Annotated in this window: 18 protein-coding genes, 1 tRNA gene and 3 pseudogenes; 18 read left to right on the forward strand and 4 right to left on the reverse strand. The window is 64.4% G+C overall.

Translation table 11 applies throughout. The features are described 5' to 3' along the window. Positions 1-18: 18 nt before the first annotated feature. A complete protein-coding gene (gene hisF, locus QQM37_RS01315; RefSeq protein ID WP_285724273.1) occupies positions 19-792 on the forward strand; it encodes an imidazole glycerol phosphate synthase subunit HisF in 774 nt (257 codons plus the stop codon). A gap of 49 nt (positions 793-841) precedes the next feature. Here the strand turns inward: hisF and QQM37_RS01320 are convergent, their stop codons facing one another. Continuing rightward, complete coding sequence (locus QQM37_RS01320; protein ID WP_285724559.1) at positions 842-1,486, reverse strand: TIGR03085 family metal-binding protein; 645 nt, start codon at positions 1,484-1,486, stop codon at positions 842-844. Between the two features lie 111 nt (positions 1,487-1,597). Between QQM37_RS01320 and hisI the strand changes: the two genes are divergently transcribed. From hisI to pyk, 11 genes and pseudogenes are all read left to right on the forward strand, one after another. Beyond that, a complete protein-coding gene (gene hisI, locus QQM37_RS01325) occupies positions 1,598-2,029 on the forward strand; it encodes a phosphoribosyl-AMP cyclohydrolase (RefSeq protein WP_285724275.1) in 432 nt (143 codons plus the stop codon). After that, positions 2,026-3,645, forward strand: a complete 1,620-nt coding sequence (locus QQM37_RS01330; protein WP_285724277.1) for an anthranilate synthase component I — start codon at positions 2,026-2,028, stop codon at positions 3,643-3,645. Before hisI ends, QQM37_RS01330 begins: the two co-directional genes overlap by 4 nt. Then, positions 3,642-4,376, forward strand: coding sequence for a Trp biosynthesis-associated membrane protein (locus tag QQM37_RS01335; protein ID WP_285724279.1), 735 nt, complete (start codon positions 3,642-3,644; stop codon positions 4,374-4,376). Before QQM37_RS01330 ends, QQM37_RS01335 begins: the two co-directional genes overlap by 4 nt. Before the next feature lie 157 nt (positions 4,377-4,533). After that, the gene (locus tag QQM37_RS01340; protein ID WP_285724281.1) at positions 4,534-4,815 is read left to right on the forward strand and encodes an HGxxPAAW family protein; all 282 of its coding nucleotides are present in this window, start codon (positions 4,534-4,536) and stop codon (positions 4,813-4,815) included. 2 nt (positions 4,816-4,817) lie between these two features. Then, a pseudogene (gene trpC, locus QQM37_RS14470) lies at positions 4,818-5,540 on the forward strand (indole-3-glycerol phosphate synthase TrpC); the annotation flags it as partial. Positions 5,541-5,621: 81 nt separating this feature from the next. Next, positions 5,622-6,896, forward strand: a complete 1,275-nt coding sequence (trpB, locus tag QQM37_RS14475; protein ID WP_420030109.1) for a tryptophan synthase subunit beta — start codon at positions 5,622-5,624, stop codon at positions 6,894-6,896. Next, a complete protein-coding gene (gene trpA / locus QQM37_RS01350; protein ID WP_285724285.1) occupies positions 6,893-7,768 on the forward strand; it encodes a tryptophan synthase subunit alpha in 876 nt (291 codons plus the stop codon). The genes trpB and trpA overlap by 4 nt, the downstream gene beginning before the upstream one ends. Positions 7,769-7,799: 31 nt before the next feature. Further along, positions 7,800-9,017 (forward strand): prolipoprotein diacylglyceryl transferase, encoded by a 1,218-nt coding sequence (gene lgt, locus QQM37_RS01355; protein WP_285724561.1) that lies wholly within the window; start codon positions 7,800-7,802, stop codon positions 9,015-9,017. 205 nt (positions 9,018-9,222) lie between these two features. Next, a complete protein-coding gene (gene gltB / locus QQM37_RS01360; protein ID WP_285724287.1) occupies positions 9,223-13,851 on the forward strand; it encodes a glutamate synthase large subunit in 4,629 nt (1,542 codons plus the stop codon). Further along, entirely contained in the window at positions 13,844-15,301 is a 1,458-nt protein-coding gene (locus QQM37_RS01365) for a glutamate synthase subunit beta (protein ID WP_285724289.1), read from the forward strand. The genes gltB and QQM37_RS01365 overlap by 8 nt, the downstream gene beginning before the upstream one ends. 120 nt (positions 15,302-15,421) lie before the next feature. Continuing rightward, complete coding sequence (gene pyk, locus QQM37_RS01370) at positions 15,422-16,897, forward strand: pyruvate kinase (RefSeq protein ID WP_285724291.1); 1,476 nt, start codon at positions 15,422-15,424, stop codon at positions 16,895-16,897. A gap of 83 nt (positions 16,898-16,980) precedes the next feature. Here the strand turns inward: pyk and QQM37_RS01375 are convergent, their stop codons facing one another. Next, complete coding sequence (locus tag QQM37_RS01375; protein WP_285724293.1) at positions 16,981-17,586, reverse strand: ANTAR domain-containing response regulator; 606 nt, start codon at positions 17,584-17,586, stop codon at positions 16,981-16,983. Positions 17,587-17,708: 122 nt separating this feature from the next. Here QQM37_RS01375 and QQM37_RS01380 point away from each other — a divergent pair. From QQM37_RS01380 to QQM37_RS01405, 6 genes and pseudogenes are all read left to right on the forward strand, one after another. Beyond that, positions 17,709-17,790: transfer RNA gene (locus tag QQM37_RS01380), tRNA-Leu, on the forward strand. A 220-nt stretch (positions 17,791-18,010) separates the two neighbouring features. Continuing rightward, positions 18,011-18,217 (forward strand): ribbon-helix-helix protein, CopG family, encoded by a 207-nt coding sequence (locus tag QQM37_RS01385; protein WP_285724295.1) that lies wholly within the window; start codon positions 18,011-18,013, stop codon positions 18,215-18,217. Beyond that, on the forward strand, positions 18,214-18,582 hold the full coding sequence (locus QQM37_RS01390; protein ID WP_285724297.1) for a type II toxin-antitoxin system death-on-curing family toxin: 369 nt from the start codon (positions 18,214-18,216) through the stop codon (positions 18,580-18,582). Before QQM37_RS01385 ends, QQM37_RS01390 begins: the two co-directional genes overlap by 4 nt. A 238-nt stretch (positions 18,583-18,820) precedes the next feature. Continuing rightward, a pseudogene (locus QQM37_RS01395) lies at positions 18,821-19,364 on the forward strand (aldehyde dehydrogenase family protein). A gap of 27 nt (positions 19,365-19,391) precedes the next feature. Then, positions 19,392-20,075: a type 1 glutamine amidotransferase domain-containing protein gene (locus tag QQM37_RS01400; protein ID WP_285724298.1), complete on the forward strand. Its 684-nt coding sequence runs from the start codon at positions 19,392-19,394 to the stop codon at positions 20,073-20,075. A 641-nt stretch (positions 20,076-20,716) separates the two neighbouring features. Continuing rightward, positions 20,717-22,046, forward strand: a pseudogene (locus QQM37_RS01405) (alpha-N-arabinofuranosidase). On the opposite strand, the gene QQM37_RS01410 reads toward QQM37_RS01405, so the two are convergent. Both QQM37_RS01410 and QQM37_RS01415 read right to left on the reverse strand, forming a co-directional pair. Continuing rightward, a complete protein-coding gene (locus QQM37_RS01410; RefSeq protein WP_285724300.1) occupies positions 22,043-22,618 on the reverse strand; it encodes an NUDIX hydrolase in 576 nt (191 codons plus the stop codon). The pseudogene QQM37_RS01405 and the gene QQM37_RS01410 sit on opposite strands and share 4 nt — an antisense overlap. Positions 22,619-22,706: 88 nt before the next feature. After that, a complete protein-coding gene (locus QQM37_RS01415; protein ID WP_285724302.1) occupies positions 22,707-24,185 on the reverse strand; it encodes an MFS transporter in 1,479 nt (492 codons plus the stop codon). Positions 24,186-24,339 lie beyond the last annotated feature (154 nt).

Genomic DNA, 24,339 nt, shown 5'->3' on the forward strand with positions numbered 1-24,339 from the left:
GAAGAGGACGGAAACAACATGTCCGTTGCCATTCGAGTCATTCCCTGCCTGGACGTCGATGCCGGTCGCGTGGTCAAAGGCGTCAACTTCGAGCAGCTGCGGGACGCAGGTGATCCGGTGGAACTGGCCAGCCGCTACGATCTGGCCGGTGCCGACGAGCTGACGTTCCTGGACGTCACGGCGACCTCCGGCGAGCGGGAGACGACCTTCGACGTCGTGGCCCGCACCGCTGAGCAGGTCTTTATCCCGCTGACCGTCGGTGGTGGGGTCCGCGAGGTCGCCGATGTGGACCGGCTGTTGCGGGCGGGGGCCGACAAGGCCTCGATCAACTCCGCGGCGGTGGCTCGCCCCGAGGTGATTGACGAGATCACCCGGCATTTCGGCTCCCAGGTGCTGGTGCTCTCCGTGGATGCCCGTCGCACCACAGATCTGGCCTCTGCACCCTCCGGCTTCGAGGTGACCACTCACGGTGGACGCCGCGGTACCGGCCGCGATGCCGTGCAATGGGCCCGGGAGGCAGCCGATCGGGGAGTGGGCGAGATTCTGCTCAACTCGATCGATGCCGACGGCACCAAAGAAGGCTTCGACCTGGAGATGATCCGGGCGGTGCGCTCTGCCGTGACGGTTCCGCTGATCGCTTCCGGTGGTGCCGGTGCTCCCGAGCATTTCCCGCCCGCCGTGATCGCCGGGGCCGACGCCGTTCTGGCCGCCAGCATCTTCCACTTCGGTCCGGTGGATGCGATCGCTCAGGTCAAGGCTGCGATTCGGGCTGCGGGCTACGAGGTCCGCTGACGCTTCGGTCGCCCCCGCGCTTCGGAGGGCTCAGCTTCGGACGAAGGCCTTAGGGCCCGACCTCGGCGCTCTGCAGCAAGGCCACGGCATCCGGCTGGCCTTCAAAGGTCACCAGAGCATGGTCGGTGCGGCCGTGCGCATGCATCAGCAGTTCGCCGGGCTCGCCCACAATAGCCACTGAAACAGGGGCTCGTTTGGCCACATGGCGCGGACCGCTGGGCTGTACCAACACGATGCCGAGATCAACCCCCCGGTAGAGGATGGCTGCGCGCTTGACGAGTTCATCCCAGAGAGCCTGCGAGTAGGCCTCATCGAGGGCACGGGGCGCCCAACGGTCGGTCGCCCGGCGGACGTCCTCGGTGTGCACGAAGTATTCGGTGAGGTTGGAGGACTCGTCTACGGCCTTGATCCGCATCGGAGAGAGCGCGGGAGGCCCGGCGCGGAACTGCTCAACGAGCGCCGCGTAGGCCGCAGGGGTGGCTGATTTCGCCGCAAGTTTGCGAGTGGCGGACTCCGAGGCCCTGGCGAAGGAACGCACCAGAAGTCCCAGGCCGACGCTTGCATTGCGCTCCCGCAGGTACAGGTGCGCCGCAAGTTCCCGGGTGCGCCATCCGGCGCAGAGCGTGGCAGCGTCCGGGCCGGCAGCTAAAAGTGTTTCGGCCAGAACTTCGCGGGAAGGATCGACGAAATGCATCACTTGTGAAATTAGCACGAACTGGCCCGGAAAGCGGGCTTCTGCACCGCGTCGTTCTCCGGCGAATGCCTGGATTCTGTGAGTCATGACCAACGTCCTAGAATTGAGAAGATGTCCATCGTGAATCCCACCCAAGTTCCTGCTGACGAAAACCCTTCTGGGGATGCCTCAGACCGCCCGGCCCTGCCTGCTCAGATCGCCCAACGGCTCAAGCGGGACCCGCAGGGGCTGGTTGCCGCCGTCGTGCAACAGTTCGACACCCGCGAGGTGTTGATGCTGGGCTGGATGGATGATGAAGCCCTGCGCCGGACGCTCGGCACTGGCAGGGTGACGTTCTACTCCCGATCCCGACAGGAGTACTGGCGTAAGGGTGACACGTCCGGGAACATTCAGCTCGTGAAATCCGTCGCCCTGGATTGTGACGGCGATGCCCTTCTGGTCACCGTCGATCAACATGGTGCCGCCTGCCACACCGGCACCCGAACCTGTTTTGACGGCCGGGAACTCCCCGTCGTCGTGCTAAGTGATGAGGCCGCTCAGTGAACATCAGCGTGACCCCCGGCAACGTGACACCAAGCCTGGAAGAGTTCCGGGTCCTGGCGCAGGCGCATCGCGTGATCCCCGTTCGTCTGCGGGTTCTGGCGGACTCCCAGACGCCGATCGGTCTGTATCGTGCGCTGGCAGGAGGCGCTCCGGGGACCTTTCTGCTGGAATCCGCCGCACCTGGTGGCGTCTGGTCTCAGCATTCCTTCATCGGCGTGCGGTCCTCTGCCACGCTGACCAGCCGAGGGAGCGAGGTGCACTGGCAGGGCACCCCTCCCGAGGGTGTTCCGCTGTCCGGAAGTCCGGTGGACGCGCTGGCCCGTACGGTGGAGCTGCTGCATACCGAGCGGCTGGAGGGGTTGCCTCCGCTGACCTCAGGAATGGTCGGCTTCCTGGGCTGGGAATCGGTGCGGCACTGGGAAAAGCTGCCCACCCCTCCTGTGGATGATCTGGGACTGCCGGAGCTGGCCTTTAACCTGGTGAGCGATCTGGCGGTCCATGACAACACCGATGGCTCGGTGCTGCTGATCGCCAACGCCATCAATTTCGATGGCGGAGACGAACGGGTGGACGAAGCCTGGCACGATGCCGTGGCACGGATTGAGGCGATGCTCGCCGCGCTGCAGTCAGCGCCGGTGGCTCCGGTCACCGTCCCGGTGGACAGTGCTCAGGTCCGTTCCGGGTATCGGGCGCAGGTCCGGGAAACCTGGGATGAAGCGGAGTATCTGGCCGCGATCAAGCTGGGCAAGGAAGCCATCGTCGATGGCGAGGTGTTCCAGGTGGTGGTCTCCCGACGTTTCGAGATGGCGACCCAGGCGGATCCGCTCGATATCTACCGCATGCTGCGGGTCAGTAACCCCAGCCCCTACATGTACCTGTTCAACTTCACCGATCCTGAGGGCGAGGACTACACCATTGTCGGTTCCTCCCCGGAGGCCCTCGTGACGGTCTCCGGAACCGAGGTGATCACCCACCCGATCGCCGGATCCAGGCCACGGGGGCGGACCACGGAGGAGGATCAGTCTCTGGAGCAGGACCTGCTGGCCGACGAGAAGGAACGCGCCGAGCATCTGATGCTGGTGGACCTGTCCCGAAACGACATCTCCAAGGTCTGCCTGCCAGGTTCGGTGGAGGTGACCCAGTTCATGGAGGTGGAGCGGTTCAGCCACATCATGCACCTGGTCTCCACCGTGGTCGGGACGCTCGCTCCGGAGAAAACCGCGTATGACACGCTCGCGGCTACGTTCCCGGCGGGGACTCTCTCCGGGGCACCCAAGCCCCGCGCCATGCGGTTGCTCGATGAGCTGGAGCCCCAGCGGCGCGGCCTCTACGGGGGAATCGTCGGGTACCTGGACTTCTCCGGGAACATGGATGCCGCGATCAGCATCCGTACCGCCTTGCTGCGTGGCGGGACCGCTTATGTGCAGGCCGGTGGCGGGATCGTGGCAGATTCACAGGAGACCGCAGAAGCTCTGGAAACGGTGAACAAGGCGGCGGCTCCACTGCAGGCGGTCTATGCCGCAGAGCTGCTTCACCAGCGGGCGGCGGAGGCAGGCCTGGCGGCTTCGGGCACGCGCGATGACGAACGGGACGCTGTCATCGCGGGCGTCCAGTGAGCGAGACGCCGCAGGAGCAGCATCAGTCCCGCAGCATTTCTCTGCCCTGGTACCGCAGGAAGGGCCTTCTGATCCTGGCGGGTATTCTGCTGGCCGCCGCCCTGTTCGGGGTGACCACACAGAACTGGTTCGTGGTGCAGATCAACCAGGGAGTGATTCAGCCGACCACCGTGCAGGTCGCGGGGTCCAAGGCGAGTCCTGCCGTGGTGGCCTTCGCCGTGGTGGCCGTCGCCGCGGCCCTGGCCGCAGCCCTGGGTGGCAAGGTTGGCCGTCTGGTGGCGGCCATCGTCTGGGCTCTGGCAGCTCTGGGTGCCGGGCTCAGTGCGCTCAACGTGCTGCTCAACGCCGATGCCGCGGTGTCCGGGCCGGTGGGAACGCAACTGGGCGTGACCGGGCTGGCCCTGGACATCAGAACCCAGTGGTGGGTCTGGGCTGCTGTGGTGCTGTCGGTCCTGCTCCTGCTGGGGGCAGCGGCAGTCGTGGCACTGGGGCGCAGTTGGTCGCAGAGTCGGAAGTTTGACTACACCGCAGCGTCGAGTGCACCAACGCCACGGGGGTCGGCGCAGAGCGGGACAGCGGCCCAGTCCGCTGAAGTAGTCGGGTCCGCCGAGGGCGGAATCCCCGTGCGCACGCCGCAGGCCGGGAAGTCGGCAGCGGTCGCCGAGCCGGACGACATCGATCGCTGGGACCAGCTCAGTGCCGGGCTCGACCCGACTGACGATCACGACTGAAAACCCACGAGTCAACACCCACGAAGTGGTACACCAAGCCCCTTCTGCCATCTGGCAGAATGAAGGGGTGTGCGTGGCGGCCCGGCGATAAGCTGCAGACCTGCGGATCGCCCGCCATCACACGCGTTCAGCACACCATACGTCTCAGGGAGAGATCATGAGCACCAGGACCACCGATGGCCGCGCGACCACTCAGACGACCGGGGCGCAGCTCGCTCCTGCCGCGGGCGAGGGACACGGAAACAGCCCTGCCGCCTGGACTCTGGTCTTCGTCGCCCTGGCTGGCGCACTGATCTGCTCCATCGCCTTCGTGATCGCCAATGTGCCGCTGTTCATCGCTGGCGCCGTGGTCATGGTGATCGGCTTTGCCCTCGGCATCATCCTGCGGTCCCTCGGATTCGGCGTGGGCGGTTCCAGGGTCAAGAACTCGGGTCACTGAGCGTGAGCGTCCTCGACGACATCATTGCAGGAGTCCGAGAAGACCTCGCTGAACGCATCACTGCTCGCCCGCTGGAGGAACTGCAGGCCCTCTGTGTACAGCAGGCTCCGGCGCGGGATGCCCTGGCCGCGCTGACGACCGAGGGTCTGAGTGTGATCGCGGAAGTCAAGCGTCGTAGTCCTTCCAAGGGTGCACTGGCCGAGATCCCCGATCCCGCCACCCTCGCGGCCAGCTATGCCCGCGGCGGCGCCTCGGTGATCAGCGTACTGACCGAGCAGCGCCGTTTTGGCGGCTCCCTGGCCGATCTTGAGGAAGTGCGCGCGGCGGTCTCCATCCCGGTGCTCCGCAAGGATTTCACGGTCGAGGAATACCAGATCTGGGAGGCTCGCGCCTACGGTGCGGACCTGGTGCTGCTGATCGTGGCGGCGCTCGATGATGCCCAGCTGCGCCGGTTCCTGGAGCTGACCGAGGAACTGGGCATGAATGCGCTCGTGGAGACGCACACCGCCGAGGAGGTCGACCGTGCGCTGGCCGCCGGTGCGCGCATCCTCGGCGTCAACGTTCGTAACCTCAAAACGCTCGATGTCGACCGCGAAGTATTCGCGAAGCTGGCCCCGTTGGTGCCTGCCGGGCTGGTCCTGGTGGCCGAATCGGGAGTCCAGGACTCCGACGATGTGGCGTATTACGCCAGCCACGGGGCCACCGCAGTGCTGGTCGGCGAAGCACTGGTCAAAGACAAGGAACCCGGCACGTTGATTGAAGATTTCCGCCAGGCGGCGGCCACCCAGGATCCTGCCACGCGCGCGGTGTCCGTTCCGGACGCTCCCGAAGCTTCGCTCAAGTACGCCTCCGGGCCGTACTTTGGCGATTTCGGTGGCCGTTGGATGCCCGAAGCCCTGATCGCTGCGCTGGATCAGCTGGAAGACACCTTCAACAAGGCGAAGGCTGATCCGGAGTTCCTCGCTGAGGTGGCCCGGCTCAACCGCGACTATTCGGGACGACCTTCGCTGCTGACCGAGGCTCCCCGTTTTGCCGAGCATGCCGGTGGTGTACGGGTCTTCCTCAAGCGCGAGGACCTCAATCACACGGGCTCACACAAGATCAACAATGTGCTGGGGCAGGCTCTGCTGGCGCGCCGGATGGGTAAGACCCGCCTGATCGCGGAGACCGGCGCCGGTCAGCACGGCGTGGCCAGCGCCACCGCTGCGGCTCTGCTCGGCATGGAGTGCGTGGTCTACATGGGTGCCGAAGACACTCGCAGGCAGGCACTCAACGTCGCCCGGATGCGGCTGCTCGGCGCGACGGTGATCCCGGTGACCAACGGCTCTCAGACGCTCAAGGATGCCATCAATGATGCCCTGCGTGACTGGGTCGCGAATGTGGACACCACGCATTATCTCCTGGGCACCGCTGCCGGAGCACATCCCTTCCCGGCCATGGTCCGCTACTTCCATGAGGTGATCGGTGAAGAGGCGCGGGAACAGATTCTCAGCCTGACCGGGCGCCTGCCCGATGCGGTCTGTGCCTGCATCGGTGGCGGATCCAATGCGATCGGCATTTTCCATGGTTTCCTGGACGATCCTACGGTGCAGCTCTACGGCTTTGAAGCCGGCGGCGATGGCGTTGAGACCGGTAGGCATGCCGCCACGATCACCCTCGGCAAACCCGGTGTGTTGCACGGGGCGCGGTCCTTCCTCATGCAGGATGACGATGGCCAGACCATCGAATCCCACTCGATTTCAGCAGGCCTGGACTACCCGGGCGTGGGGCCTGAGCATGCCTATCTGGCGGAAATCGGCAGGGCCCAGTATGAGCCGGTAACCGATTCCGAGGCGATGGATGCCTTCCGGCTGCTGTGCCGCACGGAGGGCATCATCCCCGCCATCGAGTCTGCCCATGCCCTGGCCGGAGCGATCCGGATCGGTAAGCGTCTGGCAGCCGGTGTGCCGAATCCCGAGGACCTGATTGTCCTGGTGAATCTCTCCGGTCGGGGAGATAAGGATGTGGAGACCGCAGCCGAATGGTTCGGACTTCTGGACCAGGACACCGATCAGGACCAGCATGAAGGAAGCCCCGCATGAGCGCCACGACTGACCAGATAAGCCTGGCAGGCCAGTCCAAGTCGGCTGCCGCCATCGACCGCGCCCGCAATGCCGGACGGGCAGCCCTGATCGGCTACCTTCCCGCAGGCTACCCGGATGTGCAGACGACCATCGATGCCGGCATTGCGCTGGCCCGTAACGGCGTGGACCTGATCGAGATCGGCATTCCGTACACGGATCCCGTGATGGACGGAGCGGTCATCCAGGCCGCGACCACCGAGGCACTGGCCAAGGGTTTCCGGGTGGCGAGCGTTTTTGACGTGGTGGCCGGGATCACCGCTGCCACCGACGTGGCCGTTCTGGTGATGACCTACTGGAACCCCGTCATGCGGATGGGTGTGCGTGAGTTCTCCCGCCGTCTGGCCGCTGCGGGCGGGGCCGGATTGATCACACCGGATCTGATTCCGGATGAGGCCTCCGAATGGTTTGCCGCCTCGGACGAATTCGGTCTGGACCGGGTCTTTCTGGTCGCTCCGTCATCGACCCCGGAACGCCTGGCGCGCACCGTGGAAGCTAGCCGTGGGTTCGTCTACGCGGTATCGATCATGGGCGTCACCGGGGCGCGGCAGAATGTTTCCGCCAGCGCCCAGAGCCTGGTGGAACGCACCCGGGCCGTCGGCGCGGATCGCGTCTGCGTTGGACTGGGAGTCAGCACTGCTGCCCACGTCGCGGAGATCGGCAGCTACGCCGATGGCGTGATCGTCGGAACCGCACTGGTCGCTGCCCTGCGCGATGGCGGGGTGGAGGCTGTGGCCCAGCTCAGCCATGAACTGAGCACCGGAACCGGCAAGACCAGTGGCAGCGCCACCGAATCAACGCCCGACGCGCAGCGTCCGGACGAAAGCGAGTGATGTGTCCTTCTCAGTCCTGAGCACGGCGCCCATGTCGACCCTTGCCGGGCTTACCGGGGCAACCGCTCCGGTAAGTATTCCCAGCCCACAGTGGTCCGGGTTTGTGATCCCGCTGCCAGGCGGTTCCTGGACGATTCACGCCTACGCGCTGTGCATTCTGGTCGGCATCATCGCGGCGCTCTGGCTCACCGGGGTGCGTTGGAAGCGCCGCGGTGCTCCAGAAGGATCGCTCTGGGATATCGCCATCTGGGCGATCCCCTTCGGCATCATCGGCGGTCGTCTCTACCATGTGTTCTCCTCGCCGGACCTCTACTTCGGCCCCGGCTACAACGGCCATGGCGAACCGTGGAAGATCATCCAGATCTGGGAAGGCGGACTGGGCATCTGGGGCGCCGTCGTGCTCGGTGTGCTTGGTGCCTGGATCGGCTGCCGACGCGCGGGCGTGAAGCTCAGCGCTCTGCTGGACGCTGCTGCGCCGGGGTTGTTGCTGGCTCAGGCTCTGGGTCGTTGGGGCAACTACTTCAACCAGGAGCTGTTCGGTGGGCCCACCACGCTGCCCTGGGGCCTGCAAGTGGACCCGAACAGTCCCAATTTTCCGCACAATTACCCGGCGGACACGCTGTTCCACCCCACGTTCCTCTATGAAATGATCTGGAACATTCTGGGTGTGGTCGTGCTGCTCCTCCTGGACCGGAAGCTGAAGTTCCGGGACAGTCGGCTCTTCTGGCTCTACGCGATGTACTACACCGCAGGCCGCGTCTGGATTGAGGCCCTGCGGATTGACGATGCCCAGCAGATCACCCTGTTCGGCCTCACCACCCGACTGAACGTCTGGACCTCGATTCTGGTGTTCCTGGCGGCGCTGCTGATCTTCGTGGTGCTGACCGTGATTCATCGGGTCAGGAAGAAGCGGGGAACGCTGTCCGAACGGGACAATTCGGTGTTGTTGCGTGAACCGGCTATGGAGTCTGCGGTAGAGCCGGACGCCCCGGCCGCAACGGACGAAACTGACGCCGAGGATGCAGATTCTGAGCGTCAGCCCACGGCTGAGCCGAGGAAGGAGGCTCCCGGGGAGGCCGGGTCCAGGGCCGCCTCAGGAGATGAGAAGGACGTCCATGATGCGGACGCGCCGTCTCAGGATGAGACCGCTGTGGACACCCATGGTAGTCTCGCCCAAGATCATTCGGTGACCGACAACACAGCGGAATCCGAGTCCGGATCAGATCGACGAAGCATCAATCGCGACTGACCCCCGGGTAGACGACGAGTCAGGTGCTGCACCCGATACTCACGATGCGCTTCGCCCATGATGGCCGGTGTGCACGGGGTGAGCCCTGCCCTATAATTCCGATAAGGAAGCTTGCTACATCTGTACGCTTTCGTGTATTTGCCGAAGGCGAACGGGGCCGATGTTGTCCCCTCCGTATGACACTGACTGGGGGAAGGACCACGCTATGACACCACGCCCTCCTGCACTTAAGCAGGCGATGCGTTCCCCATTTGAACGATTCGCCGTTGCGCCTGCTGCCCAAGGACTCTACAGCCCTGAGGACGAGAAGGATGCCTGCGGTCTGGCCATCGTGGCCACCCTGCGAGGCGAGGCGGGGCACGACATCGTGCAGTCCGCGCTGACCGCTTTGCGTGCTCTGGAACATCGTGGAGCGGTGGGCGCCGACGAGGGAACCGGTGACGGCGCGGGCCTGCTCACCCAGGTTCCGGACGAGTTCTTCCGTGGCGTGCTCGACTTCGAGTTGCCCGCCGCCGGACGCTATGTGGTGGGTACCGCCTTCCTGCCGGTTCAGCCTGCCGAAGCACAGTCCGCGGTCGACGGGCTGGAGCTGATTGCCACCGAAGAGCGCCTGCGTGTTCTGGGCTGGCGGCAGTTGCCGGTGGTCGCGGATCTGGTGGGGGAGCAGGCTCGCGCAGCCATGCCTCAGTTCCGCCAAGTGTTCCTGGCTCTGCCCGAAGGCGAAGAGATCGCTGAGAGTGCCAATGTGGCAGACGTGCTCGATTCGCGCGCCTGGCGCGTGCGCAAGCGTGCGCAGAACAAGCTGGGCGTCTACTTCCCCTCGCTGTCCTCGCGGACCATCGTCTATAAGGGAATGCTCTCGACGGCCCAGCTTGAACCGTTCTACCCTGATCTGTCTGATTCGCGCTTCAAGACCAAGCTCGGCATCGTCCATTCCCGGTTTTCCACCAACACCTTCCCCTCGTGGCCGCTGGCCCAGCCGTTCCGCACGGTGGCTCACAACGGTGAGATCAACACGGTCAAGGGGAACCGCAACTGGATGCGTGCCCGCCAGGCCACCCTGTCCAGCCCGCTGCTGGGGGACAACCCGGAGGAACTCTTCCCTATCTGTACCCCGGGTGCCTCCGATTCGGCCTCCTTCGACGAGGTGGCCGAGCTGCTGTGGCTCTCCGGACGTCCGCTGACCCACGCCATCATGATGATGATCCCGGAGGCCTGGGAGAACCACACCGCGATGGATCCTGCTCGCAGGGCTTTCTACGAGTACCACTCCCTGCTCATGGAGCCCTGGGACGGCCCGGCGGCGATCTCCTTCACCGACGGCACCCTGGTCGGCGCAACGCTGGACCGCAATGGCCTGCGCCCCGGACGCTACTGGATCACCGAGGACGGCCTGGTCGTTTTCGCCTCCGAGGTCGGGGTGCTGGGCATCGAGCCGGCCAAGGTGGTCAAGAAGGGTCGCGTCTCGCCTGGGAAGATGTTCCTGGTGGACACCGAGGCCGGGCGGATCGTCGATGACGAGGAGATCAAGTCCGAGCTTGCCGCAGCCAACCCCTGGGCTCAGTGGGTGGAGCAGAACGTGATCCGGCTGGAGGACCTGCCGGAGCGCGAGCACGTGGTGCACACCTCGGCCTCGGTCAACCTGCGCCAGCGCACCTTCGGCTACACCCAGGAGGAGCTTCGCATCCTGCTGGCCCCGATGGCACGCACCGGTGCCGAGCCGCTCGGTGCGATGGGCTCGGACACACCGATCGCTGTGCTCTCCGAACGCCCCCGGCTGCTCTTCGACTACTTTGTGCAGTCCTTCGCCCAGGTGACCAACCCGCCGTTGGACGCCATCCGTGAAGAACTGGTCACCTCCTTGCAGACCACGATCGGGCCGCAGGGTAACCTGCTGGCGCGGCATCAGGTCCGACAGCCCCAGGTGGCTGTCGACTTCCCGGTGATCGACAATGACTCACTGGCCAAGATCGCCAACCTGGAAGCTCCGGCCAGTGCCGGGGATCAGGCGGGCGAGCGGCTTTCGATCAAGGTGCGCGGTCTGTACCGGGTCGATGGCGGCGCAGCAGCGCTGCGGGCCCGACTCAACGAGATCAGCGAGCAGGTTTCCAGCGCCATCAACCGTGGCGTGCAGTATGTGGTGCTCTCCGACCGCGACTCCAACGCTCAGTGGGCTCCCATTCCTTCGCTGCTGTTGATCAGTGCGGTGCACCATCATCTGCTGCGCAGCGCCAACCGGACCAGGACGGCGCTGATCGTTGAGGCCGGGGATGTGCGCGAGGTGCATCATGTCGCTGCACTGATCGGCTATGGTGCTGCTGCGGTGAACCCGTACCTGGCGATGGAAAGCGTCGAGGAACTGGTGCGCTGTGGCGATCTGACCGGTGTCAGTGCCCAGGACGCCGTGCATCATCTGCTCAAGGCGCTCGGCAAGGGCGTGCTGAAGATCATGTCCAAAATGGGCATCTCCACGGTGGCGTCCTACTGCGGCGCACAGACTTTCGAGGCGCTGGGGCTTTCCCAGGATCTGGTCAACGAATTCTTTGCGGGCACCCGGACTCAGCTGGGCGGCATCGGTCTCGACGTGATCGCTGCCGAGGTTGCTGCGCGCCATGCCATGGCCTACCCGGCCGATGGTGTGGAGCAGGCTCACCGGCCACTGGTCGGCGGTGGCGAATACCAGTGGCGGCGCGAGGGCGAACTTCACCTGTTCAACCCGGACACCGTCTTCCGGTTGCAGCATGCCACGCGGGAACGCCGCTATGACATCTTCAAGAACTACACCAAGGCGATCGACGATCAGTCGGAAAACCTGATGACTCTCCGCGGGCTGCTCGGCTTCAAGGCCGGTCAGCGCCCGGCAGTGCCGATCGAGGAAGTCGAGCCCGTCTCAGAGATCGTCAAGAGATTCTCCACGGGTGCGATGAGTTACGGCTCGATCTCCCAGGAAGCTCATGAGACGCTCGCCATCGCCATGAACCAGTTGGGCGGCAAGTCCAACACGGGTGAAGGTGGCGAGGACATCGACCGGCTTCTGGACCCGCGACGCCGTTCCGCGGTAAAGCAGGTGGCCTCCGGGCGTTTTGGCGTGACCAGCCTGTACCTGACCAACGCGGACGACATCCAGATCAAGATGGCGCAGGGAGCCAAGCCCGGCGAGGGTGGCCAGCTGATGGCACAGAAGGTCTACCCGTGGATCGCTGCCACCCGGCACTCGACGCCCGGCGTCGGCCTCATCTCGCCGCCACCGCACCACGACATCTACTCGATCGAAGACCTGGCGCAGCTGATCTACGACTGCAAGCGTGCCAATCCCTCGGCTCGGGTGCACGTCAAGCTGGTCTCCGAGGTGGGCATCGGTACGGTGGCCGCCGGTGTGACCAAAGCGAAGGCAGATGTGGTGCTGGTCTCCGGCCACGATGGCGGCACGGGTGCCTCACCGCTCAACTCGCTCAAGCACGCAGGTGCTCCCTGGGAGCTGGGCCTGGCAGAGACGCAGCAGACACTGATCCTCAACGGCCTGCGCGACCGGGTGGTTGTCCAGGTGGATGGTCAGCTCAAGACCGGTCGCGATGTGGTCATTGCAGCGCTGCTCGGTGCTGAGGAGTACGGCTTCGCGACGGCGCCGCTGGTGGTCTCCGGCTGTGTGATGATGCGCGTCTGCCATCTGGACACCTGTCCGGTGGGCGTGGCGACGCAGAATCCTGAGCTCCGGTCCCGGTTCTCTGGCAAGCCCGAGTTCGTGGTGAACTTCTTCGAGTTCCTGGCCGAGGAAGTCCGTGAGATCCTGGCCGAACTCGGCTTCCGCTCATTGAATGAGGCGATCGGTCATGCCGATGTGCTGGACATCCACCGGGCGGTCAACCACTGGAAAACGGCCGGACTGGAACTGGCGCCGCTGCTCGAAGGTCAGAACTTCGATGCCGATGTCCCGTTACGGAACCTGGTCTCGCAGAACCATGAGCTGGAGAAGCACTTCGATCAGCAGCTGATGGTGATGGCGGCGGAGGCGTTGGCCGACCGCAGCCCGGTGAAGATCAGCCTGCCCATCGTCAACACGGACCGTTCAGTCGGCACGATGCTCGGCCATGAGGTCACCAAGCGGTTCGGTGTGAACGTGCTCGGCCCGGACACCATCGACATCACCCTGACCGGCCAGGCTGGCCAGTCGCTGGGCGCCTTCCTGCCGGCAGGGATCACCTTGCGGCTCTACGGCGATTCAAACGACTACGTCGGCAAGGGCCTCTCCGGTGGACGGATCGTGGTGCGTCCGGACCGGGCGAACACTTTCCCGGCGGAGCAGAACGTGATCGCTGGCAACGTCATCGGATACGGTGCGACCAGTGGCGAGATCTTCCTGCGTGGTCAGGTGGGCGAACGCTTCCTGGTGCGCAACTCCGGCGCCGTCGCGGTGGTCGAAGGCATTGGCGATCACGGCTGCGAATACATGACCGGGGGGCGGGCACTCATTCTGGGCCGCACCGGACGTAACTTCGGCGCCGGAATGTCCGGTGGCGTGGCGTATGTGCTGGACCTGGTCGAGTCGAAGATCAATAAGCAGGCGCTGGAATCCGGCGAACTGCAATTGCATCCGCTCAACGAGGGGGATTCCGCCGAAGTGCTGGCGTTGTTGCGTCGGCATGAGGAGGAGACCGGCTCGCTGCTGGCCGCACGACTCCTGGCGGATCCGGAGGCGAGCCTCGGCCGGATCACCAAGGTACTGCCTCGGGACTACGCGGCAGTGCTGAAGGCCCGTGAGGAAGCGAGCGGTGAAGGTTTGGACCCTGACGGCGATGTCGTCTGGCAGCGGATTCTGGAGGTGACCGGTGGCTGATCCACGGGGATTTTTGAAAGTCCGGGAACGGCAGACCCAGCCTCGCCGTCCGGTGCCGGTGCGCATCATGGACTGGAAAGAGGTCTATGAAGCACAGGAAAAAGGCATCCTGCGCAGCCAGGCCGGCCGTTGCATGGACTGTGGTGTGCCGTTCTGCCATCAGGGCTGCCCGCTGGGCAACCTGATTCCGGAATGGAACGATCTGACCTGGCGTGGCAAGGGTGAAGAGGCGATTGAGCGTCTGCACGCGACGAACAACTTCCCGGAATTCACCGGGCGGCTGTGTCCTGCGCCGTGCGAGTCGTCCTGTGTGCTGGGGATCAATCAGCCCGCCGTGACGATCAAGCAGATCGAGGTCTCGATCATTGATGAGGCCTTCGACAACGACTGGGTCACGCCGTTGCCTCCTGCCCGGCTGACCGGTCATACGGTCGCCGTCGTGGGCTCCGGCCCCGCTGGACTGGCTGTTGCACAACAGCTGACCCGGATCGGTCATACCGTGGCGGTCTATGAGCGCGATGAGCGCATCGGCGGTCTGCTGCGCTATGGCATTCCTGATTTCAAGATGGAGAAGCACCATATCGACCGTCGGCTGGAGCAGATGCGCGCCGAGGGCACCCGGTTCCGTGCTGGGGTGGAGATCGGCAAGGACATCTCCTGGGAGCAGCTGCGGCGCCGCTACGATGCCGTGGTGATCGCCACCGGTGCCACGGTGCCGCGTGACCTGCCCATTCCGGGCCGGGAACTGCAGGGCATTCACTTCGCCATGGACTACCTGGTTCAGGCCAATCGCGTCCAGGAGGGCGCAACCGTTGCCGACCAGATCAACGCGCGTGGCAAGCACGTCGTCATCCTCGGTGGCGGTGATACCGGCGCAGACTGCCTCGGTACCGCACACCGTCAGCAGGCTGCCTCCGTGACGACTCTGGCGATCGGCAAGCAGCCACCGTCGGAGCGACCCGGGCATCAGCCCTGGCCCATGTTCCCCACCCTCTTCGAGGTGGCAAGCGCCCATGAAGAGGGCGGGGAACGGACGTACCTGGCTTCCACCGTGGAGTACCTGGGGGAGGACGGGGTACTGACCGGCCTGCGGATTGCCGAGACGGAATACGTTGACGGCCGCCGTTTGCCCAAGGCCGGCACCGAGCGGGAGATCCCCGCGGATCTGGTCTTCCTGTCGCTCGGCTTCACCGGTGCGGAACCGGCAGGAATCACCGAGCAGGTCGGTGCGGCCTTCGATGCCCGCGGCAACGTGGCCCGTGATGGCCACTACATGACCGAGACGGAGGGCATTTTCGTAGCGGGCGATGCCGGTCGTGGACAGTCCCTGATCGTCTGGGCGATCGCTGAGGGCCGGGCCTGCGCCGCTGCTGTCGACGAATATCTGAGCGGGTCCACGATTCTGCCAGCACCGGTGGCCCCCACCGATGTGGCCATCAGCCCGCTGTAGAAGATTCCACGTTGTTCCTGGTCCGGTGCACCGATTGCTCTGGGCCGACGTCACCGAAGATTCACTGGAGAGACAACTCCAGGTCATATGAGCACAACCCGCTCAAGTTAAGGTAGGGATATGAGACGCGCGAAGATCGTGGCAACTTTTGGCCCGGCCATCTCCAGCTATGAGAACACCCTTGCGGTGCTCGAAGCCGGCGTGGACGTGGCACGAATGAACATGAGCCATGGCGACTATTCGGTTCACACGGGGACCTACGAAAACGTCCGCAAGGCGGCCGGGGTACTCGGCAAGCCGGTGGCGATCATGGCTGACCTCCAGGGACCGAAGATTCGCCTGGGACGCTTTGAGAACGGGCCGCACCTGGTGGTTCCGGGAGATGTCTTCACCATCACCACCGAAGACGTGGTGGGCACGAAGGATATTTGCTCCACCACGCTCAAGAGCCTGACCGAAGACGTGAAGGTCGGCGACACCCTGCTGATCGACGATGGCAAGGTTTCCCTGATCGCAACCGCTGTGGACGCCGTCAAGGTGGTCACTGAAGTGGTGGTGGGCGGAATGCTTTCCAACAACAAGGGCATCAACCTGCCCGGCGTAGCGGTCAACGTTCCGGCGTTGAGCGAAAAGGACGAGGACGATCTGCGCTGGGCCATCGGCCGTGGCGTTGACCTGATCGCTCTCTCCTTCGTCCGGGATGCCTCGGACATCAACCGCGTGCACGAGATCATGGACGAAGAAGGCCGCCGGGTGCCGGTGATCGCCAAGATCGAGAAGCCGCAGGCGGTTGAACACCTGCACGAGATCATTGACTCCTTCGATGCCATCATGGTGGCCCGTGGTGACCTCGGTGTGGAGCTTCCTCTGGAGGAAGTACCGATCGTGCAGAAGAAGGCCATTGAACTGGCGCGTCGCTGGGCCAAGCCGGTCATTGTGGCGACTCAGGTGCTCGAGTCGATGATTGACAACCCGCGTCCGACCCGCGCCGAGGCCTCTGACTGCGCCAACGCCGTGCTCGATGGCGCGGATGCCGTCATGCTCTCCGGTGAGACCAGTGTGGGCAAGTACCCGATCGTCACCGTGCAGACCATGGCGAAGATCATTGAGTCGACCGAACGGCACGGGTTGGAGCGCATCCCACCGCTGGGCAGCAACCCCAAGACCCGTGGTGGCGCCATCACCAAGGCTGCCGTGGTGATTGCCGATCAGCTCGATGCGAAGTACATCTGCACCTTCACCCAGTCCGGTGATTCCGCGCGGCGGCTGTCCCGTCTGCGCCCGGTCCGCCCGATTCTGGCGTTCACCCCGGACGAACGGGTCTGGAACCAGCTGTCGCTGACCTGGGGCATCCAGCCGATCCAGGTTCCGATGGTGCGCCATACCGATGAGATGACCGAACAGGTGGACACCATCCTGCTGGAGAAGCACCTGGTAGAGCTGGGCGAAGAGGTCGTCATCGCTGCCGGTTCACCTCCTGGACAGGCCGGCTCGACGAACTCGGTCAAGGTCCACAAGGTCGGTGATCTGGCCGATTTCTCGGAGACCGGACGCAGCAACCGCGAGAAGGTCGGCTTCTGGGGCTCCGGCTCCTGAGTCTGGCTTCCTGACGGGCGGACCAGTCTTAACGCCGATGGCGGGCACTCACCGTGTGGTGAGTGCCCGCCATCGGCGTTAAGTCAGTTGACCTGGCTGATGATGGTCTCTGCGACCTCCCGCATGCTGAGTCTGCGATCCATGGAAGTCTTCTGGATCCAGCGGAACGCCTCGGGCTCGGTGAGACCCATTTTGGTGATCAGCAGCGACTTGGCGCGCTCGACGAGTTTGCGGGTCTCGAAACGGTCCTGGAGGTCAGTGACCTCAGCTTCCAGGGCCTTGATCTCCTGATAGCGGGAGAGTGCGATTTCGAGCGCGGGGATCAGGTCCGCGGGCGTGAAGGGCTTGACGACGTAGGCCATGGCACCAGCCTCGCTGGCGCGCTCGACGAGCTCCTTCTGGCTGAAGGCGGTGAGCAGCACCACCGGTGCGATACGTTCTTTGGCGATCGTCTCTGCGGCGCTGATGCCATCCAGGATGGGCATTTTGACGTCCATCAGGACCAGATCGGGTGTGAGTTCGCGGGCGAGTTCAATGGCCTTCTCGCCGTTGTCAGCCTCCCCGACCACGTCATAACCCTCGCCGCGCAGAATCTCGATGATATCGAGGCGGATGAGCGTCTCGTCCTCCGCGACGACGACGCGTCGCGCGAGCGCCTGGGGGTTGGGCGATTCTTGGGGTTCAGACACGTGGGTCTCCTTGTGGTGCTCAATGAGTTGCATCAATCAGCCTATCGGCATGTAAAGTAGATTTTCGCACGCGATGGTTTCCGGGAGGTTGCCGACCGAGAAAACGGCCGTCGTGGTGGTATGCCCGAGTGGCGGAATTGGCAGACGCGCTGCACTCAAAATGCAGTATCGAAAGGTGTGTGGGTTCGAGTCCCACCTCGGGCACAGCGTTGTCGCAGGTCAGGGGCCTATTTGGCCCCTGAGTGTGGACAAAATGTTCACGGATTGGCCCCTTCGGGGGCTTTTTTCGTTGGTGGGCGTTGCTGTGGCCGGAGGCCCTGATTCGGCTGGCGGAACGTGAACTCCTCAATGACGTCATTCGTTACCGGGTGGGACGGGCCGTGACTGACGATGAAGGTTGGTACTAATTTGGTACCATGGGGATATGGCGATGAATCTGCGTGTTCCCGAAGAGCTTGACCGGCGGCTTGAGCAGCTTGCCGCCGAGGAACATACCTCCAAGTCGGCGTTGCTCCTCCAGGGTGCCGAGCTGGTCCTGCAGCGCCACGCGCGCCGGCGTGAGATCGGTGCGGGCCTGGACTTCGTCATGAGCCATGACGCCGAGCTGTTGACGCGGCTTGAGGACGCATGACCGCGTACCTCGACATCGAGGACGCACTGCAGGTGATAGACGGGTACGGGTTCCACATCCGCGACATCGGCCTGCTCGCCTCGGCCTTGGCTCGGCCCGCGACAACGGTCATGGGCGCTGAGGCCTATCCTGAGTTGGCGATGAAATCGGCTGCGTTGCTGGAGTCGGTGGCCCGTTTCCATCCTCTGATTGACGGCAACAAGCGCACCGCCTGGACGCTCATGGTGTTGCTGTTGTGGATCAACGGCTGCCGCCATGACTTCACGACTGACGAGGGCTTCGACCTGGTGGTCGGAGTTGCTGCAGGCAACATCGAACTCCGGGATTCCTCGGCCGTGATCTCGAAGCATCTGGTGGAACGGTAAGCCTGCCTCACCTTTCAGAAGAGGGCTGAGCACACCTGCCGCCCGTCAGACTCGGCCAGACTGGTATCGGAATGGGCGGTAGTCGGAATGTCTTCGGGAGTTCCCAGTGTTCGGAAGGCGTGGAACGCACTTCGAGTTCCACCTCGAGCATTGCAAAACCCCTCGTTAGAGGGGGACTTTCGCCCTAACGAGTCCCCAATGCCCCTCCGCGGGCCAGTTGTGCGTGTCGATCGAGCGGATGTACGTGCCGGACGCGCTCCTTGAGGAGTTCGCCTCCCGATTCGTCGCGGCGACGAAGCAGCTGACGGTCGGCGGTGCCTACGACTGGTCCATGGACGTCGGCAGCCTGTCCACCCCGTCCCAGCTGGACACCGTGACTCGGCACGTCCAGGACGCCGTGGACAAAGGCGCCCGCGTCCTGGCCGGAGGACGACGCCGTCCGGATGGCAAACGACTCACCCTACGGACTCAACGCGAGCGTCTGGGGGCGCGACGGCGCCCGCGCACGTTCCGTCGCCGCGCGCCTGCACACCGGGACGGTCAACGTCAACGAGGCCTTCGCGGCGGCGTGGGGCAGCATCGATGCTCCGATGGGCGGCATGGGGGACTCCGGCGTCGGACGTCGGCACGGAGCCGACGGGCTGCTGAAGTACACCGAGGCACAGACGATCGCCCAGCAGCGCCTGCAGGGATTCACCGCGCCGCGGGGGATGGCTCCCGAGGCCTGGGCCCGCCTCTTGACCCGGGCACTGAAAGCCCTGAAGGCTCTGAACAACAAGTAACGCACGCACGAGAGATAAGGACGGACCATGATCAAGCGCATCCTGCACGTCGTCACCAATATCAGCCACTACGACGATCCGGACCACCCCACCGGCCTCTGGCTCTCCGAACTCACCCACGCCTGGGAGGTGTTCGAGGGACACGGTTTCGAGCAGGTCATCGTCAGCCCCCAGGGCGGAAAGGTGCCGTTGGAGCCCCGCTCGCTGAAGTTCCCGAGCTACGACAAATCCGCCAAGGCCTGGCACGCCGATCCCGAGCGGATGGCGCTGCTGGAGAATACGCTCAGCCCGGAGCAGGTGAACGCGGAGGACTTCGACGCGATCTACTTTACGGGCGGTCACGCGGTCATGTACGACCTCCCCGACAGCGAAGGCCTGCAAAGGCTGACCCGCGAACTGTGGGAGCAGGGCAAGGTCGTGTCCTCCGTCTGCCACGGCTACTGCGGTCTGCTCAATGTCCGCCTCACGGACGGGACTCTGCTGGTCGACGGCAAGCACCTCACGGGTTTCGCCTGGCAGGAGGAGGTCCTCGCGCGGGTCGACAAGCTCGTGCCCTACAATGCGGAGGAGGAGATGAAGAAGCGCGGCGCCCTGTACCAGAAGGCCAAGCTGCCGTTCGTCTCCTACGCCGTCACCGACGGCAAGCTCGTCACCGGCCAGAACCCCGGTTCCGCGAAGGAGACCGCGCAGAAGGTCGCCGCGCAGCTCTGAGGCGAACATACCGGCAAGCTGAACCGTGGCCTTCGGTCCAAGCCAAAGACCGCCGACGGGCCGCTGCGACCAATCCACCGATTATGGCGCAGCTCGCCGCGATAGCCGGCGGCGGCACACGCGCAAGACCCGCACGTCGGACAGGAGTACCCGGCACCAAGCCAAACACGAGAACTTAGTTCCCCCGGGGCCAGAAGTAACCGTCCTACCGGGGCCAAATAGGGTTGACATACTCGAGCACTTCCGGCAGGCGTCCTCCGCCCCTGAGGAGGGCGCCAGCGGCATCCTGGGTTCGCTGAGCTCCTCGGAAGACCTGGCCCTCACACCCTTTGCAAAAATCGGGGTCTTTGAGTCTCGGGTGCCGATGGAACGCCTGGTCACGGAGATCGGGGACGGTATCGCCGTCGTGGGCAATTCCCTGATGGGGGGGAGGGCAAGCACGCCGGAGAGCTGTACCAGCAGGGGATCACCAAGGCCGACGGCATCGCCATTGAAGGGTCCAGCCCGGAACCGCTTACCCTGGCTGATCGCACAGCGCCACCGCCGCGCGAAGAAGGGCTGGTCACGGCCTTCACGGAACTCGGACTGATCTGACATTGAGACCCTGCCGCCGGAAACGACCACGTGGCAGAATCGACACCATGTCCCATGCACGGATCAGCATTGACCGCGACTTCACCCTGGGCGAGGTGCCCCGCAGGCTGTTCGGATTCTTCGTTGAACATATGGGGCGGTGTGTGTGCACCGGCATCTATGAGCCGGGCCATTCGTAGGCGGATGAGCATGGCTACCGCCAGGACGTCCTCTCCCTGGTCAGGGAGTTGGGTGCGACGGTGGCCCGCTCAGGCGGGCGTGGAGGTGATGGAAGCGATCAATCTGGGCACGCGAAGTGTCGATGCCGCCCGGGAACTGGTCGAGTACGCCAATCATCCGGGTGGGACCTACCTCTCGGACCTGCGGATCAAAAATGGCGCCAGGGATCCGTTCAACATCAAGCTGTGTTGCCTGGGCAATGAGATGGACGGGCCCTGGCAGAGCGGTCACAAGACTGCGCAGGAGTACGGCCGGCTGGCCCAGGAGGCAGCCAAGGCGATGCGGTTCGTGGATCCGGACATCGAGCTTGTCGCCTGCGGCAGCTCAAACTCCGGGATGCCGACCTTCGGCGCCCGGGAGCAAACGGTCCTCAGCGATACCTACGATGTGGTCGACTATGTCTCGCTGCATGCGTACTACCAGGAGCACGATGGCGATGCCGCCAGTTTTCTGGCCAGCGCGGTGGACATGAACTACATTCATCGAGTCCGTCGTGGCCACGGCGGATGGCGTCCGGGCCAGAGGCAAACATCAGAAGCACATCAATCTCTCCTTTGACGAATGGAACGTCTGGTACGAGCGGGGGCTGGACCGCGAGGATCAACCGCACCGGGTGGTGAAGGCGGGATGGCGGGAGCACCCGCGGGTCATTGAGGATCAGTACAACGTCACGGATGCCGTGGTGGTCGGAACGCTGCTGAATTCCCTGCTACGGCGCGGTGACCGGGTCAAGATTGCCAACCAGGCCCAGCTGGTCAACGTGATTGCGCCGATCCGCTGCGAGCCGAACGGACCGGCCTGGCGGCAGAGCATCTTCTATCCTTTTGCCCGGATGGCTGAGCTCGCCACAGGTCAGATCCTGCGACCGTCCATCGCATCGGATCAGTATGACAACGCCCGCTTCGACAGCAGTGACCTGGTGGATGTGAGCGCGACCTGGAAGTTGCACTACGTGGATTTTCCGTTCAACGCGTGATCCGCGCAGAGGTCCTGCGGGTGCCGGACGGAGCAGACCGGTTCCTGGCCAACACCGAGTCTGCGCAGAACGCCGTCACCTTGAAGCCGCTGGCAGGCGTCAGTGCCACCGGGGCCGAGCTGCGGGCGACTCTGCCGCAGCTGTCCTGGGCCGTCATCGAGCTCGAGGTGACGAAGAACTAGGCCTCCGCCGCCAGCTCCGCTTGAGCCCTGATCTCGCGCAGTGTCTGGGTGATCCGGGTCGGCATGCTCGGAGCCGCGGTCGGCGGAAGCCCATCGACGGGCCACCAGCGCAGGTCCCGGCTTTCGCTACTGATCACCAGCGGCGCGGTGGGGTCGGCGATGGCGGCCATCCCCACATCGAAATGAGCCCGGCAGCTGCCGAAAGCGCTGCTCAGCGGGTGCAGATCAAGGTCCCGGGGAAGCGGGGAGAGCAGCTCCAGCTGCTCCAGGCCGCTCTCCTCGCGGCATTCCCGGAGTGCGGCGGCCGCTAACGAGGCGTCATCGGGTTCCAGATGTCCACCCAGCTGGACCCAGAAGTTCCCTTTGCCGTGAAAGCACAGCAGGATCTGGCGGAAATCCGGCGAGAACACAAAGCAGCTGGCCGTCAGATGCCGGGGATCGCCCGCCCGTTCCAGGCCAGCCGCACCGGTGGTCTGAAGAAAAGTCAGATAGTCATCGCGGAGCACCCGCTGGGACTCGCTGAGCGGGCTCCAGGATTCGAGGGTCTGGCGGATGCTGGCGAGGTGGGACATCTCTCTCATTTCTTGCGGAATTTCTGACCGGTTTTTCCTGGCGGGTCTGCCTGGCAGTGCTTTTTCGATGCCTCTTCGGTGGCGGCTTTCATCGCGAGGATTTGGCGCTGACGGAAGCACCGGCCTGCCGGGGTAGTGCAAGGCTGTCCAGGGTGCTGAGCAGAATCAGCACGGCGATGGCCAGGAACGTTCCGCGATAGGCCAGGGCCGGGTCGCTGCCCTGGCTGCTTCCCGGGGCAGTGCCGGTTGCCGCAGCCCAGAGGCTTCCCCACCAGGATCCTGGGTCGAGAAGCCGCAGCAGGAGCGCAGCCACCGCGATGCCTGCTCCGGCGGCAAGCTGCACCAGAGTTGCCGAGACAGCGTTGGCGCTGGTCATCCGCTCGGGTTCAATATCGGCGTACTGAATGGAGGCATAGGCGGAGAATCCAATCGACCGGAAGGCGCCGCTGGCCACCAGAAGGATGAACGTCCACACCTCGGGTGTCTGTGGAGAGAGGAAGGCACACAGCACGAAAGTGGCGGCAGAGGCCAGCGAGGCGAAGACCAGCACCGCCTTGAAGCCGAAGGCGCGAATCAGGGGAGTGGTGGCCGGTTTGATCGCGATATTGCCGATGAATACTGCTGCGACCATGAAGCCTGCGTGCAGCGGATTCCAGCCGAAGCCCTGCTGGAACATCAGGGGGAGCAGAAAAGGTACGGCGCTGATCGTCAGACGGTAGATGAAACCGCCGGTGCTGGTGGCACGGAAGGTGCGGGTGTTGAAGACACTGAGATCGAACAGCGGCCGGGCGGCCCGTCGCATCCAGATCACCGCTGCGCCCAGGGTCACGACGCCCCCGGTGAGACTGAGCCAGGCCGCCGGGTTCTCGGGGTGACTGCTGAGCAGCTCCAGGCCGACGACGACGGCGCCCACTCCGAGCGTGGTCAGCACCAGCCCCGGCCAGTCGAGGCTCCGCTCGTGATCACCGGGTGCGCGGGGCACGAGGCGGAGCGCTGCAAGAAACGCGATGACGCCCAGCGGCACGTTGATCAGGAAGATCCAGTGCCAGCTCAGGTAGGTGGTGATCGCTCCGCCGAGCAGTGGGGCCAGCACCGGGGCCAACAGTCCGGGCCAGACCAGGTAGGCGGTGGCTTTGAGGAGTTCCGCCTTCGGTGTACTACGGAGCACAGCCAGGCTACCCACCGGAACCATCATGGCACCGCCTATTCCTTGCAGAATGCGGCTCAGCGTCAGCGTGGTCAGATCCGTGCTCAGGGCGCAGAGCAGAGATGCAAGGGTGAATACGGCGATGGCGAGGACGAAGATCCGACGACGCCCCCACCGGTCCGCCAGCCAGGCTCCCAACGGGATGCCCATGGCCACCGTCATCAGGTAGGCCGTCATCGTGATGTTGACCGCTGCGGCAGGGACGCGGAAATCGTTGGAGATGCTCGGGATGGCAGTCGTCAGCACGGTGCCGTCGAGGAACTCCATGAAAAAGGTGGCGGCGACCAGAAGTGCCAGGCGCGGATTCCAGCGTTCCGGGCTGAAGGTGGCGGGCGTAGCGGATGCGGGAGAAAAAGCCATCGTTGCGACAGTATCACCGCGGGATCACCGCACCGCGCGGCCGCGTTGTGTTGCGCAGATCACTGTTTTCCGTCATTTCGGATAGCATGGCTTTGCCGGACTTACCTTCGATGCTTCTTCTGTTTCGTGGTTGATTCTTCGTGCCATAACGCTG

It is taken from the genome of Psychromicrobium xiongbiense (genome assembly GCF_030271165.1).
Lineage (GTDB): Bacteria > Actinomycetota > Actinomycetes > Actinomycetales > Micrococcaceae > Renibacterium > Renibacterium xiongbiense.

Coding starts and splice junctions, on each gene's coding strand:
- hisF (WP_285724273.1), top strand. CDS start 19: ATGTCCGTTGCCATTCGAGTCATTCCCTGCCTGGACGTCGATGCCGGT.
- QQM37_RS01320 (WP_285724559.1), bottom strand. CDS start 1,486: ATGCATTTCGTCGATCCTTCCCGCGAAGTTCTGGCCGAAACACTTTTA.
- hisI (WP_285724275.1), top strand. CDS start 1,598: ATGTCCATCGTGAATCCCACCCAAGTTCCTGCTGACGAAAACCCTTCT.
- QQM37_RS01340 (WP_285724281.1), top strand. CDS start 4,534: ATGAGCACCAGGACCACCGATGGCCGCGCGACCACTCAGACGACCGGG.
- trpA (WP_285724285.1), top strand. CDS start 6,893: ATGAGCGCCACGACTGACCAGATAAGCCTGGCAGGCCAGTCCAAGTCG.
- lgt (WP_285724561.1), top strand. CDS start 7,800: ATGTCGACCCTTGCCGGGCTTACCGGGGCAACCGCTCCGGTAAGTATT.
- gltB (WP_285724287.1), top strand. CDS start 9,223: ATGACACCACGCCCTCCTGCACTTAAGCAGGCGATGCGTTCCCCATTT.
- pyk (WP_285724291.1), top strand. CDS start 15,422: ATGAGACGCGCGAAGATCGTGGCAACTTTTGGCCCGGCCATCTCCAGC.
- QQM37_RS01385 (WP_285724295.1), top strand. CDS start 18,011: ATGGCGATGAATCTGCGTGTTCCCGAAGAGCTTGACCGGCGGCTTGAG.
- QQM37_RS01390 (WP_285724297.1), top strand. CDS start 18,214: ATGACCGCGTACCTCGACATCGAGGACGCACTGCAGGTGATAGACGGG.
- QQM37_RS01400 (WP_285724298.1), top strand. CDS start 19,392: ATGATCAAGCGCATCCTGCACGTCGTCACCAATATCAGCCACTACGAC.
- QQM37_RS01410 (WP_285724300.1), bottom strand. CDS start 22,618: ATGTCCCACCTCGCCAGCATCCGCCAGACCCTCGAATCCTGGAGCCCG.
- QQM37_RS01415 (WP_285724302.1), bottom strand. CDS start 24,185: ATGGCTTTTTCTCCCGCATCCGCTACGCCCGCCACCTTCAGCCCGGAA.